Genomic DNA, 15,754 nt, shown 5'->3' on the forward strand with positions numbered 1-15,754 from the left:
GCGCGATCCTACGCGGCGCCGCGGACACGCTCGGTGCCGAGCGCGCCCTCCCCCTGCAGGATCTCCTTCAGGAAGTAGCCCGTGTGGCTCCCCGGCGTCTCCGCCACCTGCTCCGGCGTGCCCGTCGCGATGACCATGCCGCCGCCCGCGCCGCCCTCCGGTCCCATGTCGATGATCCAGTCGGCCGACTTGATGACGTCGAGGTTGTGCTCGATGACGATGACCGTGTTGCCCTTGTCGAGCAGGCCGTTGAGCACGAGGAGGAGCTTGCGGACGTCCTCGAAGTGCAGGCCGGTGGTCGGCTCGTCGAGCACGTAGACGCTGCGGCCGTTCGACCGGCGCTGCAGCTCGGTCGCCAGCTTGACGCGCTGCGCCTCGCCGCCGGACAGCGTCGTGGCGCTCTGGCCGAGCCGCACGTAGCCGAGACCGACGTCCACGAGGGTCTGCAGGTAGCGGTGGATCGCCGAGATCGGCCGGAAGAACTCGGCCGCCTCGCTGATCGGCATGTCGAGGACCTCGGCGATGTTCTTGCCCTTGTAGTGCACGGTCAGGGTGTCGCGGTTGTAGCGCGCTCCCCCGCAGACCTCGCACGCGACGTACACGTCGGGCAGGAAGTTCATCTCGATCTTGATCGTGCCGTCGCCCGAGCACGCCTCGCAGCGGCCGCCCTTGACGTTGAAGCTGAACCGGCCGGGCAGGTAGCCGCGGACCTTGGCCTCCGGCGTCTCGGAGAACAGTGTGCGGATGCGGTCGAACACCCCGGTGTAGGTCGCCGGGTTGGAGCGCGGCGTGCGCCCGATCGGCGCCTGGTCGACGTGCACGACCTTGTCGAGGTTCTCGAGGCCGGCCACCGTGCGGTGCTTGCCCGGCAGTTTGCGTGCGCCGTTGAGCTTGTTGGCGAGCACGCGGTACAGGATGTCGTTGACCAGCGACGACTTGCCCGACCCGGAGACGCCGGTGACCGCGACGAAGGCGCCGAGCGGGAAGTCCACCGAGACCTTCTTGAGGTTGTTGGCCTCCGCGTCGACCACCCGGATCACGCGCTTCTTGTCGATCTTGCGCCGCTTCTCGGGGATGGCGATCTCGCGGCGGCCGGCCAGATAGTCGCCGGTCAGCGAGTCGGTGTTGGCGAGCAGCTCGTCGTAGGACCCGGAGTGCACCACGTGGCCGCCGTTGACCCCGGCGCCCGGGCCGATGTCCACGATCCAGTCGGCCGTACGGATGGTGTCCTCGTCGTGCTCGACCACGATCAGCGTGTTGCCGAGGTCGCGCAGCGCCACCAGCGTGTCGATCAGGCGGCGGTTGTCGCGCTGGTGGAGGCCGATGCTCGGCTCGTCCAGCACGTACAGCACGCCGGTCAGCCCCGAACCGATCTGGGTCGCCAGCCGGATGCGCTGCGCCTCGCCGCCCGACAGCGTGGCCGCGGCGCGCGCGAGGTCGAGGTAGCTCAGGCCGACCTGGATGAGGAAGTCGAGCCGGATCTTGATCTCGCGCAGCACCTGCGCGCCGATCTTCTGCTCGCGCTCGGTCAGGTGCAGCTTCTCCATGAACGCGCGGGCGTCGGAGAGGCTGAGCAGCGATGCGTCGGCGATCGAGGCGCCGTGGACCAGCACCGAGAGCACCTCGGGCTTGAGCCGCTTGCCCTGGCAGACCGGGCAGGGCACCTCGCGGAGGTACTCGGCCCAGCGGGCACGCTGGGTGTCGGTCTCCGCCTGCATGTACTGGCGCTCGATGTAGGGCACGACGCCCTCGAAGCCGGACGTGTAGGACATCTCGCGGCCGTAGCGGTTCTTCCACCGCACCTTGACCTCGAAGTTGTCGCCGCGCAGGACGGCGTCCCGCACGTTCTCCGGGAGCTTCTTCCACGGAGTGTTCAGCGAGAAGCCGAGGTCGCGCGCGAGGCCGTCGAGCAGCTTCTCGTAGTAGTTGAAAAGGCCCTTGCCCTGCGTGGTCCACGGGACGATCACGCCCTCGGCGATGCTGAGCGAGTCGTCGCCGAGCAGGAGGTCGTCGTCCACCGACATGCGCGTGCCGAGGCCGGAGCACTCCGGGCAGGCGCCGAACGGCGCGTTGAACGAGAACGTGCGCGGCTCGATCTCGGTGAGCTGGATGGGGTGGCCGTTGGGGCAGGACAGCTTCTCGCTGAACGACTGCCACGCCGCAGGGCCCTCGCGGTCGACGAAGTTGACCTGCACCAGACCGTCGGTGAGCCGCAGCGCGGTCTCCAGCGAGTCGGTGAGCCGGCCGAGGATGTCGGGGCCCGCCACGAGACGGTCGACCACCACGGCGATGTCGTGCTTGTACTGCTTCTTGAGCGTGGGCGGCTCGCTGAGCTGGATCTGCTCGCCGTCCACCAGCGCGCGCGAGTAGCCGCTCGCGGCGAGCTCCTTGAAGAGGTCGACGAACTCGCCCTTCTTCTGCGAAATGACCGGGCTGACGACCAGGTAGCGCGTGCCCGGCTCCAGCTCCATGAGCTGGTCGGCGATCTGCTGCACCGTCTGACGCTGGATCTTCTCACCGCAGACCGGGCAGTGCGGCACGCCGATGCGCGCCCAGAGCAGGCGCATGTAGTCGTAGATCTCGGTGATCGTGCCGACCGTCGAGCGCGGGTTGCGGTTGGTCGACTTCTGGTCGATCGAGACCGCGGGACTCAGGCCCTCGATGAAGTCGACGTCGGGCCGGTCCACCTGGCCGAGGAACTGCCGCGCGTACGCGGACAGCGACTCCACGTACCGTCGCTGCCCCTCCGCGAAGATCGTGTCGAACGCGAGCGAGGACTTGCCCGACCCGGACAGTCCCGTGAAGACGACCAGCGAGTCGCGCGGGATCTCGAGGTCGACGTTGTGCAGATTGTGCACCCGTGCGCCGCGGACGCTGAGGTGCGAACCCACGACCTTGCTCGGACTGCTGCTTGCCGAACTCCTGCTGCTCAGAGTGCTCACTCGTTCCATTCTCCGCTATTCGCCGTCGCCCCACCTGCGAGTTCGCCCACCGCGCACGCGCGCGATGCCCCCGTCGGAGCGTTCGAAGCTTTGTTCGATTCTAACGCCTTGGACAGGGCATGTGCGACCACGCGCGAGCGTACGCCGGACCACCGACATTGGTGCCTGGGCCTGCCCCCGCGTGGCGGTCAGACCCGCGGTCAGGCCCGCGGTCTCGTCAGCAGCAGTGCCGCCAGGAGGGCGACGAGCCCGACGATCGCGGCGCCGGAGACGACGGCGAGCCAGGGCGCCGCCGACGCTCGGGCGACGAGCAGCAGCGCGATCGCGGCAGCCTGCACCGGCGCCTGGATCACAAGCAGCCGCCGGAGGGACGGCAGCAGCACGGCGGTCTGCAGCCGGGCACCGGCGGGGACGACGAGCATCCACGCGGCGAGCACGTGCAGCACGTGCACGGCGGCGATCAGCGCGAGCAGCCGGACGGTCAGCGTGCCCGGCTCCAGCAGCGTGGAAAACGCCAGCACCGCGATCAGCACCCACGCGACCCGCCAGCGCGGGACCGCGGCGGCGACGGCGGTCAGCAGCACCGCGAGCGCAGGCCACACTCCGCTCGGCGCGGTGGTGACGGCGAGCGGCACGGCGACGACCGCGAACGCGACGCGGAGGGACCAGCCGGGGACGGTGCGGCCCAGCTCCTGGGCCGGTCGGCCGGAGGCGGCGCCGGCTTCGGACTCCCGCCCGCCCGCGACACTCACGGCCGGCGCCTCGGCGTCGCCAGGCGCCGGAGCACCGCGTCCCGCTCCGGGGAGGACCACTCCAGCAGTTCCGCGCCCGCCGCTCGCAGCCGGTCCAGGCGAAGCGCGCGCTCCAGGTCGACGACGCGGAGGGCGAGGCGCTCCCGCGCCGGCAGTTCCGTCACGCTGCGCGGCGGCAGCACGTCCACCGCGATCACCCGGTGGCCGGCGGCGCGCCAGGTGAGCGCGAGCCGCGTGGCCTGGTCGTCCAGGAACGTCGACATCACGAACACGACCGCCCCCTGCGCGAGCCGGGGCGCCCTGGCCCGCTCGGTCGCCGAGCCGTGCGCGGTCGTCAGCTCCACGGCCCGCAGCACCCGGTGCAGGTGCCGCGACCCGGCGCGCGGCGGCAGCGCGCGACGCGCATCGGAGAGATCGTCGAAGCCTACCCGGTCGGAGGCGGCCGAGTACGCCCCGGCCAGCGACACCGCGGCCTCCCGCGCCAGATCCAGAGACGTCGCCCCCGGCCGCGGGTACGGCGCCGCCCAGCCGGCGACGGCGCCAGGGACGTCGTCGCGCGCGTCCAGCACGAGCTGGACCGCCGCATCGGAGGTCGCGGTCGTGCGGCGCACGTAGAGCTCGCCCGGGCGCTGGGCGAGGCGTGCGGTCGCCTTCCAGTCGATCCGGCGGAGCCGGTCCCCCGGGCGGAAGCGGTCGATGTCCCGGAACTCCCCGCCGTCGCCCGGGCGTGCGGACACATGGCCGCCGGTCAGCCCGAGCAGCCGCGCGGGCAGCGGGAGACTGCGCACCCGCTGCGACGCCGGCCGCACCACCCGCTCAGCGACGGCGGGCACGCCGGGATCGCCTGTCCACGCGGCGTCCGGGCCGATCCCCCGGGCGGCGATGGTCAGGATCCGCTGGGGCCCGGAGTGCGACACCGCGATGGCGAACCGCAGCCGGCGGGCGTTCCCCGGGGTGACGAACGCGTCCTCCGGCTCCCGGTCGGCGCGCCGGATCCGCAGCTGGACGCCGTCGACGCGTCCCTCCGCCTCCGCCACCGCGTCGACGCGCACCCGCCCGTCCGGGTCGTCGCCGCCGATGCCGACGCTCGTACGGGAGGCCGCGTCGCCGGGCCGCGACGACCAGCCGAGCACGGCGGCCAGCAGCAGCGGGGCCGCCACGAGCACCAGCTCCAACCGGGACATCACGAACGCGGCGACCAGGCACACCATCGCGACGATCGCGGCCGCGGTCACCGCAGGGCTCAGCGCCCACCCGGAGCCGCCCGCCGGAAGCTCCGGTTGTTCGCGCGGGCCGGGCATGCGCGCCCGCGACCAGAGCGACATCAGTCCACGGCCTCCCGCTCGCGCACGCCCACCGCCGGCGGCCCCGGCACCGAGGCGACGACCTCCTGCACCACCTGCGACGCGCTCACGCCGCTCGTCCAGGCCTGCACCGTCAGCGTCAGCCGGTGCGCGAGCACAGGCACTGCGACGCGCTTGACGTCGTCGGGGATGACGAAGTCGCGGCCGGCGAGCACCGCCAGTGCCCTGGCGACCAGCAGGAGGCCCTGCGACCCGCGCGGTGAGGCGCCGACCTCCACGGAACGGTGCCGCCGGGTGGCGGCGGCGAGCCGGACGCAGTACGCGGCGATGTCGGGGTCGACGTCCACCCTCTCGACGCCGGCCTGCATCGCCAGGAGGGTGCGGGCGTCTGTGACGGGCTCCACCGTCGCCACCTCGTGCCGGCGGGCGACGCGGGCGAGCAGCACCTGCGTCTCACCGTCCGCATCCGGGTAGCCGACGCCGAGCCGCACCATGAACCGGTCGAGCTGCGCCTCCGGCAGGGCGTACGTGCCCTCCGACTCGATCGGGTTCGCCGTCGCGACCACGTGGAAGGGCCGCGGCAACGCGAAGCTGCGTCCCTCGACCGACACCTGCCCCTCGGCCATCGCCTCCAGCAGCGCCGACTGCGTCTTCGGGGAGGTGCGGTTGATCTCGTCGGCGAGGAACAGCCCGGTGAACACGGGCCCGGGCCGGAACTCGAACTCCGCCGTCGACGGCACGTAGACGAATGAGCCGGTGATGTCGGAAGGCAGCAGGTCCGGGGTGCACTGCAGCCGCCGGAAATCCAGGCCGACCGCGCTCGCGATGCTCCGGGCGGCGAGCGTCTTGCCGAGCCCGGGGACATCCTCGAAGAGGACGTGCCCGCCCGCGAGGACCGTGGCGAGCGCGATGTGCAGGGGTTCGCGCATGCCGACCACTACCGACTCGACGCGGGCGAGGACCTCGGCGCCGAGACGGGCGACCTCGGGGATGGGGAGAGGGGTGGGGGCGGTTCCCTCGGAGTCGTTCACCGCGACGTCAGGAGAGACCGCGCCGTCGGTGGCCTCATCAGCGGCGCCGGCCACCCGCGTGGTATCGGCGGCGCCGGGAGCGCCGGACGAGGCGGAAGCGGCGGCGGTGGGCATGTCCGGGGTCATGCGGCTCCTGTCGTGTTTGCGGCGGGTGTCGCCGTGGGTTGCGCGGCCGGCGACTCGGCGACGGGTGAAGATGCGGTCGGGGCAAGTGGATCGTGCTCGCGAGGCTGTCCTCCAACCTCGCGCAGCGCCTCCAGCCGGGCGAGGGACGCGGCGAACTCCTTCGGGCGCGGGGCTGCGGCGCTCCCCTTGCGGAGCATCGCCGCGGTGTCGTTGCCCAGCAGGCGTGCCACCTCCGACGCGGCCGCCGGGTCGTCGAGCTGCACGCCGCGCCGGTCGAGCACTTCGGCGGCGAGTCCGCGCAGCCGGCGGACCGCCTCCGGCGACACCCGGCCGCCACGTGCGCCGAGCGACCAGCCGAGCTGTACGACGTCGCGCCGGGCGCCCGGGCGTGGCTGCGGCGGCGGCACCGGCCAGGCGACCTCGGCCTGATCCCCGAGCAGCGAGAGCACGGCCCCGAGCGCGAACACCACGAAGCCGAGGCCGAGGGCATGGGGCGCGTCCATGCCGAAGAACCACGCAGCGGCGCCGACGACGGCGGCGGCGAGCAGGCACCCGACGGCGCGGCGGATCATCCTGGAGCGGGTCATCCGAGCGGGCCTCCTGCTGCCGGATCGGAGGAGGCGCGCACGGTTTCGGTCGCGACGGAGGGCACGCACCGCATGGTGCGACCGCCCGCTCCGGGATGCTTCACCGGATCGTCCCTCCTGCCGCGGCCGTGCCCCACGATGCGCGCAGGGCTTCGATCGCCGCGCGCGCCGCGTCCACGTCAGCCACGGTCACGGCGGCGTCGCTGAACCGGGCGCGCAGATAGAGGTCGAGGAGGTCGCCCGCCGCGACCCGGTCGGACGCCACCCGGCCGAGGACCCGCCGGACGAACTCCCCCGGCGTCTCCGCGGGAAGCCGGTGGATACCGCTGTCCGCCGCGCCCTCTTCCAGGCCGAGCCAGGCACGCTCGATCGCGTCACGCGGTTCCCGGCCCTCGCCGAGCAGATCGAGGGCGCGGTCGAGGCCGCGCCGCACCGGCTCCGGCCGCGGCTGCTCGGGCGGCTCGGGGGTGACGCCGCCCTCGGTCGACCCCGCGACGTCGCCCCGATCACCGGGGAACTCGGGGCGCAGCCTGCGGCGCAGGTACCGCCAGAGCAGGGCGAGCACGAGAACGACCACCAGCGCGATGACGGCGTAGGTCACCCAGGTCAGGTCGATGCGCGTCTCGTGCGGGATGTCCTGCGGAGCCGGCGTGCCCGTCACCTGCTGCTCGCCGGGACGCGGCTGGAGGTCGGCGGTGGGCGGCGAGAACCGCAGGCCGGTGAAGACCGGCGCACCCTGGAACGCGAGCGCGACGCCGGACAGGGCGAGCAGCACCCCGGCGGCGGTGATGATCCCCCACCGCTGCCGCGTCCGCGCCGCCTTCGAGCCCACCCTGCCACCGTAGCGCGGTCGCAGCGAGATGGAGGCCGCCACTGACTCCAGCTAGCGGGCCTCAGCCCAGATGCCCGGCCTTCTCCATCTGCCGCAGGTCGCGCTTCAGGTCCGACAGCTCGTCGCGCAACCGCGCCGCCAGCTCGAACTTGAGCTCGCCCGCCGCCGCGAGCATCTGCTCGTTGAGGTCGGCGATCAGCGACTCCAGCTCTGCCGCGCCCTGGGCGGCGATGCCGCCGTTGCGCAGGTTCGGGGTGGGGCTCTTGCGGCGCTGCTCGCGGCCGGCGAGGATGCGGGCCGTGTCGGCCTCCTCGCGGGCCAGCACGTCGGTGATGTCGGCGATGCGCTTGCGGAGCGGCTGGGGGTCGATGCCGTTGGCGCGGTTGTACTCGATCTGGAGTTCGCGGCGGCGGTCGGTCTCCTCGATCGCGTTCTTCATCGAGTCGGTCAGCACGTCGGCGTACATGTGCACCTCGCCGGAGACGTTGCGCGCCGCACGGCCGATGGTCTGGATGAGCGACGTCGACGAGCGGAGGAAGCCCTCCTTGTCTGCGTCGAGGATCGCCACCAACGACACCTCGGGCAGGTCGAGGCCCTCGCGGAGGAGGTTGATGCCGACGAGGACGTCGTAGACACCGGCGCGCAGCTCGGTGAGCAGCTCGACGCGGCGCAGGGTGTCGACGTCGGAGTGCAGGTAGCGGACCTTCACGCCGGCCTCGGCGAGGAAGTCGGTGAGCTCCTCCGCCATCTTCTTGGTGAGCGTGGTGACGAGGATGCGCTCGTCGCGCTCGACGCGCACGCGGATCTCCTCGAGCAGGTCGTCGATCTGGCCCTTGGTCGGCTTGACGACGATCTGCGGGTCGACCAGGCCGGTCGGGCGGATGATCTGCTCGACCACGCCGTCCGCGATGTCCATCTCGTACTTGCCGGGCGTGGCCGACAGGTAGACCGTCTGGCCGACGCGGTCCTTGAACTCGTTCCAGCGCAGCGGGCGGTTGTCCATGGCGCTCGGGAGTCGGAAGCCGTGCTCCACCAGGGTGCGCTTGCGGGACGCGTCGCCCTCGTACATCGCGCCGATCTGCGGCACCGTCACGTGCGACTCGTCGATGACCACCAGGAAGTCGTCCGGGAAGTAGTCGAGCAGGCAGTTGGGCGCCTCGCCCGGCAGCCGGCCGTCGATGTGGCGCGAGTAGTTCTCGATGCCCGAGCAGAAGCCGATCTGCTCCATCATCTCCAGGTCGAACTGCGTGCGCATCCGGAGCCGCTGGGCCTCCAGCAGCTTGCCCTCGCGCTCCAGCTCCTGCAGCCGCTCGCGCAGCTCCTCCTGGATGGTGCCGATGGCGCGCTGCATCGTCGCCGGGCTGGCGGCGTAGTGCGTCGCCGGGAAGACCGACACCGCGTCCAACTTCTGCAGCACCTCGCCGGTGAGCGGGTGCAGCGAGTACAGCGCCTCGATCTCGTCCCCGAAGAGCTCGACACGGATCGCGTGCTCCTCGTACACCGGGATGATCTCGATGGTGTCGCCGCGCACGCGGAACTTGCCGCGCGAGAAGTCGACGTCGTTGCGCTCGTACTGCATGGCGACGAACCGGCGGATGAGCGCGTCGCGGCCGACATTCTGGCCGACCTGCAGCGCGACCATCGCCTCCAGGTACTCCTCGGCCGCGCCGAGGCCGTAGATGCAGGAGACCGTGGACACCACGACGACGTCGCGCCGGCTGAGCAGCGAGTTGGTGGTGGAGTGCCGCAGCCGCTCGACCTCGGCGTTGACCGAAGAGTCCTTCTCGATGAAGGTGTCCGTCTGCGGGACGTAGGCCTCGGGCTGGTAGTAGTCGTAGTACGAGACGAAGTACTCGACCGCGTTATTGGGCAGCAGCTCGCGGAACTCGTTGGCGAGCTGCGCCGCCAGGGTCTTGTTGTGCGCCAGGACGAGTGTGGGCCGCTGCACCTGCTCGACCAGCCAGGCCGTCGTCGCGGACTTGCCGGTGCCGGTCGCGCCGAGGAGCACCACGTCGGTCTCACCCGCGTTGATGCGCCCGGCGAGTTCGGCGATGGCCTTGGGCTGGTCGCCGCTGGGCGCGTATTCGCTGACGACCTCGAACGGACGGACGAGACGCGTGGCTTGCATGGTCCCAGTCTAGGAAGGTCCACCGACATCGCGGCCCGCTCTCGCTCAGAGCGAACCGCGCGGGCCTCAGGAGCGCAGGCTCTCCCAGAGCTCGTCCACCTGCTCGCGGGTCCGGTCGAGCGACCCGTCGGTGTCGATCACGACGTCCGCCACGGCCAGGCGCTCCGCATCGGAGGCCTGCGAGCCGATCCGGCGCTCCGCCTCCGCACGATCCATCCCGCGCAGCCGCACCAGCCGCTCGATCCGGGTCGCGGCGTCGGCATGTGCGACCACGACCAGGTCGAACGGGTACTCGTTGGCCGACTCGACCAGCAGCGGCACGTCGTACACGACGATGGCCGCGGGATCGGCGGCGGCCGCGGCCTCGAACCGCGCCGTCGACGCCGCGAGCACAGCCGGGTGGGTGATCCCGTTCAGCTTCTTGAGGGCGTCCGCGTCCCCGAAGACGATCGCGCCGAGCGCGGGCCGGTCGAGGCTGCCGTCCGCCGCGATCACGCCGGGCCCGAACGTCGCGGCGATCTCCGCCAGTGCGGGCGTCCCCGGCTCGACGACCTCCCGGGCGATGCGGTCGGCGTCCACGACCACGGCGCCGAGCTCGGCGAGACGGGAGGCGATGGTCGATTTTCCGGAGGCGATCCCGCCGGTCAGTCCGATGAGCTGCACGGCGTCCAGCCTATTGCGAGCGGCGGAACGCGCGTTAACGCCGGAACGGCCGGCCCCCCAAGGGACCGGCCGCTCACGGATGAGATGGGTCTCAGTTGTTGGAGCTCAGCTTCTCGCGCAGAGCGGCGAGGGACTCGTCGTCGGCGAGGGTTCCGCCGTTGCCGGTCTCGCTCGAGTAGGACGAGGAACCGCTGTCGGCGGCTGCCTCCTCGATGCCCTTCGCGACCTGGCGCTTGTGCGCCTCCCAACGGGCCTGGGCAGCGGCGTACTGCTGCTCCCACTCGTCGCGCTGGGTCTCGAAGCCTTCCTTCCACTCGTTGGTCTCCGGGTCGAAGCCCTCGGGGTACTTGTAGTTCCCCTGGTCGTCGTACTCGGTGACCATGCCGTAGAGGGCCGGGTCGAACTCGGTGCCTTCGGGGTCCACGCCCTCGTTCGCCTGCTTGAGCGACAGCGAGATGCGGCGGCGCTCCAGGTCGATGTCGATGACCTTGACGAAGACCTCTTCGCCGACGGACACGACCTGCTCGGCGAGCTCGACGTGCTTGCCGGAGAGCTCGGAGATGTGCACCAGGCCCTCGATGCCGTCCGCGACGCGCACGAACGCACCGAACGGAACCAGCTTCGTGACCTTGCCCGGCGCGACCTGACCGATCGCGTGGGTACGGGCGAACACCTGCCACGGGTCTTCCTGAGTCGCCTTGAGCGACAGCGAGACGCGCTCGCGGTCCAGGTCGACCTCGAGGATCTCGACGGTGACCTCCTGGCCGACCTCGACGACCTCGGAAGCGTGCTCGATGTGCTTCCACGAGAGCTCGGAGACGTGCACGAGGCCGTCCACGCCGCCCAGGTCGACGAACGCGCCGAAGTTGACGATCGAGGACACGACGCCCTTGCGGACCTGACCCTTGTGCAGGTTGTTGAGGAACGTGGTGCGGGACTCCGACTGGGTCTGCTCCAGCAGCGCGCGACGCGACAGGACCACGTTGTTGCGGTTCTTGTCGAGCTCGAGGATCTTGGCCTCGATCTCCTGGCCCAGGTACGGGGTCAGGTCGCGGACGCGGCGCAGCTCGATGAGCGACGCCGGCAGGAAGCCGCGGAGGCCGATGTCGACGATCAGGCCGCCCTTGACGACCTCGATCACCGTTCCGGTGACGACGCCGTCGGCTTCCTTGATCTTCTCCACGTCGCCCCACGCGCGCTCGTACTGCGCACGCTTCTTGGACAGGATGAGGCGGCCTTCCTTGTCCTCCTTCTGGAGAACGAGCGCCTCGACGGTGTCGCCGACCTCGACGACCTCGCTGGGGTCGACGTCGTGCTTGATGGAAAGCTCGCGCGAGGGGATGACACCCTCGGTCTTGTAGCCGACGTCGAGGAGGACCTCGTCGCGGTCGATCTTGACGACGGTGCCTTCGATCAGGTCTCCGTCGTTGAAGAACTTCAGCGTCTTTTCGACCGCGGCAAGAAAGTCTTCAGCAGAACCGATGTCGTTGACTGCGACCTGCTTCGGTGCCTTGTCGGTCGTTGCGGTTGTCATGTAGTGGATGCTCCGTTATGGACATAAATCAGGCCGAGCGCGAACCTCTGTGGGTGTCTTCCGCGAACGGCAGGCGGATGTGGATGTCACACAAGTGACGGTCTAGTCTACCGACTGGTCTGCGGAAGGGGCAACTCGCGTCCGGCGACGATGTCGCGCAGCGCCGGCTCCAGGTCCGGGAAGGCGAACGTGTAGCCCGCGCCGAGCAAGCGCTCCGGCACCACCCAGCGGCTCTTCAGCACCAGCTCGGTCTCGGTGCGGATGACGGCGGAGCCGAGCTCCAGCATCCAGCGGAACGCCGGGAGGCCGGCCGGCACGCCGAGCACGCGGCGCAGCGTCGCCATCACGGTGCGGTTGTCCGACGGGTGCGGCGCCGCGACGTTGACCACGCCGTCGAGGTCGGGACGCGCGCGGAGGAACTCGATCGAGCCGAGCACGTCGCGGATGTGCACCCAGCTGAACCGCTGCCGTCCACCGCGCGCACGGAACTCGTGGAAGGTGCCCGCGTTGCGGCGCGCGGTCGTCGCGAACCAGCGGCCGTCGAGCTGCGGCCCGCCGAGGCCGAACTGGGCGAGCCGGATCAGCGGGCTGAGCGCGGAGCCGTCGCCCAGCACGATGGCCATGCGCAGCGCCACCCGGCGTGTGCCCGGCAGCTCGCCCTCGAAGAACTCGGCCTCCCAGGCGCGTGCGACGTTCACCGAGAACCCGGTGCCGAGCTCGCCGGTCGACTCGGTCATCGGCCGATCCTCCGCGTGCCGGTAGATGGTCGCGGTGGACGCGTTGAACCAGACCGCGGGCGGCGCGTCGGACGCGGCGACAGCCTCCCGCAGCGCCCGGGTGGTCTCGAGCCGAGAGCGGAAGATCTCGGCGCGGTTCGCGTCGCCGTACCGGCAGTTCACGCTCTTGCCCGCCAGGTTGATGAGCACGTCCGCGCCGGTGACGACGCGACGCAGCGCCTCGGGGTCGCCCCAGCGCGCGTCGGCGCCGTCGCGCCCGACCAGCAGGACCGTCGCGCCCGCGGCGCGGTAGTGCCCCGCCAGGTAGCGTCCGATGAAGCCGGACGCGCCGGCGATGACGATGCGCTCGCTCACTCACTCCCCCGTACGGCCCGCTGGGCCGATGATCCCGTAGCGGAACGTCCCCGCGTACTGATAGACCCTACCGAGCAGCGGCATCCGCACGACGATGGAGACCGCCTGCGCGTCGCGCTCGTCGTCGTACCGCTCGGTGAGCGCGACGACCGGGGCGAGCACCCGCGGGATCCCGATGCGCAGCCTGCCGAGCCGCACGGCGACGCGACGGGAGATCAGCCGGAGCGCACCGTCCGTGACCTGCGCGGAGAACCACGCCTCGACCAGGGCCGGTGAGCCGAGCCGGTCGACGAGGAGTCCGCCGTCCACGCCGATTTCATCCCGCATCTCCCGCGCCCGCCCGCGAAGCTCGAACCGCCGCACCGCGCGCACCGCCGGGCTGCCGTCGGCCGACCGCACCGGAAAGTTCTCGACCGTGAACGGCACCCTGCGCTGCCACACCGGGAACATCACGTGCGCCCGGCCGAACGCCGCCAGCACCGGCCAGAGCCAGCGCCGGGGCGTGCCGACGGTGTCGAACACGCCCCGGCCGGCGCCGGACGAGCCGGCCGGGATGGCGTCGAAGTAGGCGCGCAGCCGCTGGTGGAGCTCGTCGAACGCCGGGCCGAGGACGGCCCGGTACGGGGAGGTCATCGCGGCTGCGCGCCTTCTGCGGAGGGCCGGACGCTCAGTCGAGCAGCGCCGACTTCAGCGTGTCGAGGCCGACGCCGCCGATGTCGAGCGCCTTCTTGTGGAACGCCTTGATGTCGAACGACGCGCCCTCCCGGCGGGTGTACTCGTCGCGGAGCTGCTCCCAGATCCGCTGGCCGATCTTGTACGACGGCGCCTGCCCCGGCCAGCCGAGGTAGCGGTTCACCTCGAACCGGACGAAGCCCTCGTTCATGTTGACGTTGTCGGCCAGGAAGCCGAACGCGTACTCGCCGGTCCACTGTCCCGAGCCGTCCGGGAGCTGCTTCTCCAGGTGCACGCCGATGTCGAGCACCACCCGGGCCGCGCGCATCCGCTGGCCGTCCAGCATCCCGAGCCGGTCGGCGGGGTCGTCGAGGTAGCCGAGCTGCTCCATCAGGCGCTCGGCGTACAGCGCCCAGCCCTCCGCGTGACCCGAGGTGCCCGCGATGCGGCGCCAGCTGTTGAGCTGCGCCTTGTTGTAGGTGGCCTGCGCGATCTGGAGGTGGTGGCCCGGGACGCCCTCGTGGTACACGGTCGTCAGCTCGCGCCAGGTGTCGAACTCGGTCACGCCCTCGGGGACGCTCCACCACATCCGGCCGGCGCGGGCGAAGTCGTCGCTCGGGCCGGTGTAGTAGATGCCGCCCTCCTGGGTCGGCGCGATCATGCACTCCAGACGGCGGATCTCGGCGGGGATGTCGAAGTGCGTCTTGCCGAGCTCCTCGATCGCCCGGTCGCTGGTCTCCTGCATCCAGCGCTGCAGCGCGTCGGTGCCGTGCAGCTTGCGGGAGGCGTCGCCGTCGAGGAACGCGATGGCCTCGTGGACCGTGGCGCCCGGCTTGATCTCGTTGGCGATCGACTCCTGCTCGGCGACCATGCGCGCCAGCTCCTCGATGCCCCACTCGTAGGTCTCGTCGAGGTCGACGGTCGCGCCGAGGAAGTCGCGCGAGGCGAGGGCGTACAGCTCGCGGCCCACGGCGTCCTTCTCCGGCGCGTGGGAGGCCAGCTCGTCCTGGAGGAACGCGGCCAGCGTGGCGTAGGCGGCGGCGGACTCCTTCGCCCCCGCGGCCAGGTCGGCCTTCAGCGAGGCCGGCAGCTCACCGGCCAGCGGCCGCGCCGAGCCCGTGAAGTCGAAGAAGAAGCCCGTGTCCGCGACCTGCTTGTTGGCCTGGGTGAGCACCTCGCGGACCTGGCGGATCGCGGGGACGTTGCCGGCCGCGATGCCGCTGCGCAGCGTCTCGATGTAGCCGTCCATCGCGGCGGGGAGGTTGTGCAGCCGCTTGGCGACGTTCGCCCAGTCCTCCTCCGTGTCGGTCGGGACGAGGTCGAAGATGTCGCGGAGCTCCTGCGCCGGGGAGGCGATCACGTTGAGGTCGCGCTGATCGAAGCCGGCCTCGTGCTTCTCGATGGTGAGCTCGAGCTCGCGGGAGAGGTCCATCTTGGTGACCCGGTCGATGTCGTCGACCGGTTCGGCCGCCTGGATCTTCGCCAGTGCTTCCCGCACCTTCCCGACGGCCTGCTGCGCGCCGGCCGGCGAGTAGTCCGAGTACTCGCCCTCACGGCCGGGGCGGCCGAGCCAGACGTGGTACTCGGGGTGGAGCTCCAACTGGGTGTCGACCCACTCGTCAGCGATCGTGTCGATCGGAGTCGGTTCGCGCTTCTCTGCGTTCGTCATGGTTCGACCCTATCGAGGGCTGCACGCCCGCAGAAAGACGCCGCCTGACTTCGGCGGTCCGCTGCGCGCGTTCCTCCCGACGGTCGAGCTCGTCCTCGAGTGCGAGGAAGAAGCGGTGGATCTCGCCGAGGCGCCGGGTGTAGAGCAACACGTCCGCGCCCGGCACCTTTCCGACCGCGTCGAACTCGATCCGCGTGCGCGTCGCGTCCACCGGCACGAACCGCAGCTTCGTGTCGAAGAGGAACCAGCCGGACGCGAGCTGCGCGAACGGGTCGCGGAGGCTCGTCCCCTGCAACGCCTCACGCACGAAGTCAGGGACGTCCTCGACCGGAACGGGGACCACCTTGCTCGGCATCCGGCGCGCCTGGACGGCCTTCTTCGGGCGCCGCCGTGGCTCCAACTCGCCCATGACATGAAGCGTAG

General features: G+C 71.3%; 13 protein-coding genes. All 13 read right to left on the minus strand.

Features of this window, described 5'->3' with window-relative positions:
• Positions 1–8: 8 nt before the first annotated feature.
• A complete protein-coding gene (gene uvrA / locus AC3A3H_RS14895; protein WP_487615470.1) occupies positions 9–2,933 on the minus strand; it encodes an excinuclease ABC subunit UvrA in 2,925 nt (974 codons plus the stop codon).
• A gap of 209 nt (positions 2,934–3,142) precedes the next feature.
• Complete coding sequence (locus AC3A3H_RS14900) at positions 3,143–3,694, minus strand: hypothetical protein (RefSeq protein WP_487615324.1); 552 nt, start codon at positions 3,692–3,694, stop codon at positions 3,143–3,145.
• The gene (locus AC3A3H_RS14905) at positions 3,691–5,019 is read right to left on the minus strand and encodes a DUF58 domain-containing protein (protein ID WP_487615325.1); all 1,329 of its coding nucleotides are present in this window, start codon (positions 5,017–5,019) and stop codon (positions 3,691–3,693) included. Before AC3A3H_RS14905 ends, AC3A3H_RS14900 begins: the two co-directional genes overlap by 4 nt.
• A complete protein-coding gene (locus tag AC3A3H_RS14910) occupies positions 5,019–6,155 on the minus strand; it encodes an AAA family ATPase (RefSeq protein ID WP_487615326.1) in 1,137 nt (378 codons plus the stop codon). Before AC3A3H_RS14910 ends, AC3A3H_RS14905 begins: the two co-directional genes overlap by 1 nt.
• Positions 6,152–6,742 carry a hypothetical protein gene (locus tag AC3A3H_RS14915; protein ID WP_487615327.1) on the minus strand — a complete coding sequence of 197 codons (591 nt, stop codon included), beginning with the start codon at positions 6,740–6,742 and terminating at the stop codon, positions 6,152–6,154. The genes AC3A3H_RS14910 and AC3A3H_RS14915 overlap by 4 nt, the downstream gene beginning before the upstream one ends.
• Positions 6,743–6,842: 100 nt before the next feature.
• Positions 6,843–7,574, minus strand: a complete 732-nt coding sequence (locus AC3A3H_RS14920) for a DUF4129 domain-containing protein (RefSeq protein WP_487615328.1) — start codon at positions 7,572–7,574, stop codon at positions 6,843–6,845.
• A 61-nt stretch (positions 7,575–7,635) separates the two neighbouring features.
• Positions 7,636–9,702, minus strand: a complete 2,067-nt coding sequence (gene uvrB, locus AC3A3H_RS14925; RefSeq protein ID WP_487615329.1) for an excinuclease ABC subunit UvrB — start codon at positions 9,700–9,702, stop codon at positions 7,636–7,638.
• A gap of 66 nt (positions 9,703–9,768) precedes the next feature.
• A complete protein-coding gene (gene coaE / locus AC3A3H_RS14930) occupies positions 9,769–10,365 on the minus strand; it encodes a dephospho-CoA kinase (protein WP_487615330.1) in 597 nt (198 codons plus the stop codon).
• Between the two features lie 91 nt (positions 10,366–10,456).
• Positions 10,457–11,899, minus strand: coding sequence for a 30S ribosomal protein S1 (rpsA, locus tag AC3A3H_RS14935; RefSeq protein ID WP_434317668.1), 1,443 nt, complete (start codon positions 11,897–11,899; stop codon positions 10,457–10,459).
• A 107-nt stretch (positions 11,900–12,006) separates the two neighbouring features.
• A complete protein-coding gene (locus tag AC3A3H_RS14940; RefSeq protein ID WP_487615331.1) occupies positions 12,007–12,990 on the minus strand; it encodes an epimerase in 984 nt (327 codons plus the stop codon).
• Positions 12,991–13,623 (minus strand): DUF4166 domain-containing protein, encoded by a 633-nt coding sequence (locus AC3A3H_RS14945; RefSeq protein ID WP_487615332.1) that lies wholly within the window; start codon positions 13,621–13,623, stop codon positions 12,991–12,993. It lies immediately after the preceding gene.
• Positions 13,624–13,657: 34 nt separating this feature from the next.
• Positions 13,658–15,331: a DUF885 domain-containing protein gene (locus tag AC3A3H_RS14950; protein ID WP_487615333.1), complete on the minus strand. Its 1,674-nt coding sequence runs from the start codon at positions 15,329–15,331 to the stop codon at positions 13,658–13,660.
• Positions 15,282–15,740 carry a hypothetical protein gene (locus AC3A3H_RS14955; protein ID WP_487615334.1) on the minus strand — a complete coding sequence of 153 codons (459 nt, stop codon included), beginning with the start codon at positions 15,738–15,740 and terminating at the stop codon, positions 15,282–15,284. Before AC3A3H_RS14955 ends, AC3A3H_RS14950 begins: the two co-directional genes overlap by 50 nt.
• Between the last annotated feature and the right edge of the window lie 14 nt (positions 15,741–15,754).

Source organism: Leifsonia sp. Soil_N53 (genome assembly GCF_057655165.1).

Excerpts from the sequence above, each read along its gene's own strand:
- rpsA (WP_434317668.1), bottom strand. The coding sequence starts at position 11,899 with ATGACAACCGCAACGACCGACAAGGCACCGAAGCAGGTCGCAGTCAAC.
- AC3A3H_RS14950 (WP_487615333.1), bottom strand. The coding sequence starts at position 15,331 with ATGACGAACGCAGAGAAGCGCGAACCGACTCCGATCGACACGATCGCT.
- AC3A3H_RS14955 (WP_487615334.1), bottom strand. The coding sequence starts at position 15,740 with ATGGGCGAGTTGGAGCCACGGCGGCGCCCGAAGAAGGCCGTCCAGGCG.
- AC3A3H_RS14905 (WP_487615325.1), bottom strand. The coding sequence starts at position 5,019 with ATGTCGCTCTGGTCGCGGGCGCGCATGCCCGGCCCGCGCGAACAACCG.
- AC3A3H_RS14915 (WP_487615327.1), bottom strand. The coding sequence starts at position 6,742 with ATGACCCGCTCCAGGATGATCCGCCGCGCCGTCGGGTGCCTGCTCGCC.
- AC3A3H_RS14910 (WP_487615326.1), bottom strand. The coding sequence starts at position 6,155 with ATGACCCCGGACATGCCCACCGCCGCCGCTTCCGCCTCGTCCGGCGCT.
- uvrB (WP_487615329.1), bottom strand. The coding sequence starts at position 9,702 with ATGCAAGCCACGCGTCTCGTCCGTCCGTTCGAGGTCGTCAGCGAATAC.
- AC3A3H_RS14945 (WP_487615332.1), bottom strand. The coding sequence starts at position 13,623 with ATGACCTCCCCGTACCGGGCCGTCCTCGGCCCGGCGTTCGACGAGCTC.